General features: G+C 69.4%; 2 protein-coding genes and 1 pseudogene. All 3 read right to left on the reverse strand.

Annotated elements, in window-relative coordinates:
- Nucleotides 1–116, reverse strand: a 116-nt coding sequence (locus ABZU99_RS34795; protein ID WP_302888475.1) for a roadblock/LC7 domain-containing protein, incomplete at its 3' end; no start/stop codon positions are given.
- 10 nt (nt 117–126) lie between these two features.
- The gene (locus ABZU99_RS34800) at nt 127–3,156 is read right to left on the reverse strand and encodes a nitrate- and nitrite sensing domain-containing protein (RefSeq protein WP_355955317.1); all 3,030 of its coding nucleotides are present in this window, start codon (nt 3,154–3,156) and stop codon (nt 127–129) included.
- 336 nt (nt 3,157–3,492) lie between these two features.
- Nucleotides 3,493–3,592: pseudogene (locus ABZU99_RS34805) on the reverse strand (ATP-binding protein); the annotation flags it as partial.

Raw genomic sequence — 3,592 nt, forward strand, 5'->3', positions numbered from 1 at the left:
TCGGACATCGCCAGAAGGAGTCCGTCGGCGGAGACCACCACGGTGTGGGACACCCCGGGGGTGTTGTCCACGAAGTTGGTGATCAACCAGTTCAGGTTCTGCGCCGCCTGGCTCATCGGGCTCACACTAACGCTCCTGATCGTAGGTGCTGCCGGGGCCGAAGCCCTGTTGGTCATGCTGGTCACGCCCGGGGATCCCGCCGGCGTTGCGTCCCCGCTGGACGCCCCGGCGCAGGTTGCTCAACCTGCCGCGGATGTCCTCCGGGGCTCGGGAGACCTGGGGGCCGCCCTGTCCGGTCTGCTCCGCGGCACCCTCGACCAGATTGGCCTTGGGTACCCGGCGGGGCAGGCCGGAGGAGGTGACCCCGCCGGCCTTCGGCTCGCGGAGCCGCTCGGCCCGGTGCCAGCGCTGGTCGTTCTCCGACTGCCACTGGGCACCGCCCTCCTGCTGGGAGGCGTGCCGAGGCTGCTCCGGCGCCATGGGCGTCGCCGGTTCCCCGGCCACCCCCTGCGCCCCGGTTTCCCCGGACGGCTGCCACTGCGTGTCACGACGCGGAAGCCCGGCGTCGGTCATCGAGTGGATACCGCTCGGGGAGGGGCCCGGACGGTGGAACTCTACGCGGTCCCGGGTGACTTCGGGAGCGCTGGGTCCCGATTCCGCTTCGGTCCCGAACTGCGACCCGTACGGCATCTCGAAAGATCCGGAATCTCCCCACTCTCCCTGCTGGGAAGGTGAGTTGTAGCCGACGTACGGCTGTTGTTCCGGCTCTGCTTGGTTTGTGTACTGCGGTTCCGGTTCTGTAAACCCGGCATTCTCGTACGAGGGCTGGGCCGGGGCCGCGGGCGGGGTCCGGCCCAGCCGCGGCTCCTGCTCCCGCTCAGTGGCCCCCATCCCGCTGTACTGGCCCTGGAACTGGTCCTGGGCATAGGCCGAGTCATCGAAGCCCAGCTCGGCGGCGGTCCGCGACGACAGGGCGCTGACGTCCTCGTAGGAGGGCTGCTGCTGTTGCTGCTCGGGCTCGGGGACGATCCGGGAGACCGTGAAGTCGTCCTGGGGCAGCTCCTCGCCGCCACCGCCGTGGGTGATCGCCTCGGGCAGCATCACCAGCGAGGTGGTGCCCGCCTGCTCACCGGCCGGCCGCAGCTGGACCCGGATGCCGTGCCGGTCGGCCAGCCGGCCGACCACGAACAGGCCCATGCGCTGGGAGACCGCCGCGTCCACGGTGGGCGGATGGGCCAGCTTGTGGTTGATGTCCGCGAAGTCCTCGGCGGTCAGGCCGATGCCCTTGTCGTGGATCTCGATCACCACGCGGCCGTCGGGCAGCCGGGTCGCGGTGACCCGCACCTTGGTGTGCGGGGAGGAGAAGGTGGTGGCGTTCTCCAGCAGCTCGGCCAGGAGGTGCACCAGGTCGGTCACCGTGGTGCCGTGGATCTCGCTCTCGGAGATCCCGGCCAGCTCGATGCGCTCGTACGACTCCACCTCGGAGGAGGCGGCGCGCAGCACGTCGATCAGCGGCACCGGCTGGTTCCAGCGGCGGCCCGGCTCCTCGCCCGCGAGAATCAGCAGGTTCTCGCCGTTGCGCCGCATACGGGTGGCCAGGTGGTCCAGGCGGAAGAGGTTCTCCAGCTGGTCCGGGTCGGCCTCCCTGCTCTCCAGTTCGGAGATCAGGGTCAGCTGCCGCTCGATGAGGCCCTGGCTGCGGCTGGAGAGATTGGTGAAGATCGCGTTGACGTTGCCCCGCAGCATCGCCTGCTCGGCCGCGAGCCGGATCGCCTCGCGGTGCACCTGGTCGAAGGCGCGGGCCACCTCGCCGATCTCGTCCTTGCTGGTGATCGGGATCGGGGCGACCCGGGTGTCCACGCGTCCCGGGTCCGTGCGGGAGAGCTGGTCGACCACGGCGGGCAGTCGCTGATCGGCCACGTCGAAGGCGGCATTGCGCAGCTGCTGCATGCTCTGGCTCATCGAGCGGGCCATCCGGCCGGCCACGAAGAACGCGGTGAGCAGTGCGATCACCACGATGACGGCGTTCACGATCGCGTCGCGCTGGGCGTCCGAGGAGATCTGCGCGGCCTCGTCCACGGCCTTGTTGATCAGGCGCTGCTCGACATCGCGGTAGGCGTTGAACTTGATCGTGGAGGCGTTGAACCAGGTGTCCGGGGTGACGCCCTTGGTCGCCAGCTGGGCCGACGGGGTCCCGCTGCCAATGGCCTGGACCATGCGGGTCATGTTCGGCGGGGCGACGAACTTCCTGCCCGCGGCGTCGGCCTTCTGCTTGGCCGCCGCCAGCTGCTCCTTCGCCCGCTTCTGCGCCGCGGTGAGGGTGTCCTCGAGCCGGGTGACGTCCTCCGGGGTGCCCGCGGCCTGGAACTCGCCGAGCGCGATGCCCTCCAGGTAGACGTAGCTGCCGAAGGCGGTGAGCTGCCGCTTGCGGTCGGCCGCGGACGGACCGGGCTTGACCAGCAGATGGGTGCCGATGGAGCGCTCCAGCGACAGGGCGCCCTTGGCCAGCGAGATCGCGTAGACGGTGCGGCCGTAGGAGGTGATGTTGCCGGTGCCCAGGCCGAGTTCATTGGCGAACTCGATCAGGGAGTGCTCGACGGCGACGTAGCTCTCTTCGGTCTTCACACCGCTCAGCCGGTCGGTGTAGGCGTTCCTGCGCAGACCGGCCAGCTGCGCCTGGCCCGCCTCGAACGCCTTGAGGCGGCGCTGGAGGGTCGCCGTCTTCGGCATGTCCGCGGCGGCCTTGTCGAACTCCTGGCGCGCCGCGTCACTGGCCGCCCGCGCCTTGGTGACCACATCGTCGTTGGTGCCGGTGAGCAGCGGGCCCGCGGTGAGGTCGCGCTCGTCGACCAGCGCGTGCGCGTAGGTCTCCGCGGCCCGGACGGCCCGGGCGATGCGCTCGGCGTCCTCGGCCTCGCGCCAGGTCGCCACCGAGGAGGCGACCTGGAAACCACCGAAGACCAGGGCCACCAGGACGGGGATGAGCAGAATCGCGTACAGCCGGGTGCGCACCCGCCAGTTCCGTGGGGAGATCCGTCCGCCGCTGGGGGCGGGTGGATCGGGCGCATCGGCTGGCGACGCCGCGGTGCGCGTACGCGGCGGCGGGGTGAAGTTCCCTCGCGTTTCCTGCGCGGGATCCGGCTTGCTTCGCCTCACTCGACCAACAACCTCTCGGCGTCGGCACCTCTTGTCGTGCCGTTCCAGCTGAGCCCTTACGCCCAGTTCAGCGAATTCCAGCACGCCCCGCAGGTCCTTTCCAAACAGTGCGCAAACCGCGCAGTCTGTTGTCTAGACCAGAGATAAAAGGGGCGTTCGGGGTGAGCCGTGTCAAATGCCGAACCAATTGAGCGCACACCGGAGCTGACCGTAAGCACTCTGTGTCGAGGAGGGGCGTTTTTCTCTGTCGAAACGTTATGAACGGAGGAGCGGGCCGCGTCGTTGGACACAGCCCGCTCCTACGTCGGATTCCGGATAACTTCCGGACAATAAGCCCTACTTCAGCCGGGCCATCAGGGCGTGCTCGACCAGGGTGATGAGTGCGCTCTTGGCCTCGCTGCGGTGGCGGGCGTCGGTGACGATGATCGGCGCGTCG

The sequence above is a fragment of the Streptomyces sp. NPDC005266 genome, assembly GCF_040607655.1.
Lineage (GTDB): Bacteria > Actinomycetota > Actinomycetes > Streptomycetales > Streptomycetaceae > Streptomyces.